The organism is Halomonas marinisediminis (assembly GCF_004347715.1).
Classification (GTDB): domain Bacteria; phylum Pseudomonadota; class Gammaproteobacteria; order Pseudomonadales; family Halomonadaceae; genus Halomonas; species Halomonas icarae.
This window is the reverse complement of record NZ_SLTR01000169.1, coordinates 1-321: the sequence shown is the minus strand read 5'-3', so window position 1 is coordinate 321 and position 321 is coordinate 1. Positions and strand designations below refer to the sequence as shown.

Below are 321 nucleotides of genomic sequence, written 5' to 3'. Positions count from 1 at the left end.
GTTGTCCTTGCGCAAGAGAGCGAAGCATCTTATCATTAGAAGAGGAAGGGGATAAGTGATTTGAGGGGTCTGCTGTTGGTTGTTCTGAGGTGTTTGGGACTGCCTATGGTAAGGTGCTCGGTAAGGCTGGTTTTGGTTCTGCTGTTGGTAGGGAGGGTTCTACTGATACCGGTTCTACTGATTGTGATTGTTGTTCTACATCTGATTTCCCTGGTTGTCTTTGCCTCCTCTGTTATAATTTTCCCTCCATCCTTGGTTGGAGTTATCCCTCTACCCCTGGTTGGAGTTGTCTTGCCAACCTTGATTATAATTGCCGCCTTG

Annotated in this window: 1 protein-coding gene; it reads right to left on the bottom strand. The window is 47.0% G+C overall.

What is annotated here, in order from left to right:
• Window positions 1-35: 35 nt before the first annotated feature.
• The coding region (locus E0702_RS20415; RefSeq protein ID WP_205741980.1) for a hypothetical protein at window positions 36-321 on the bottom strand (286 nt) is incomplete at its 5' end.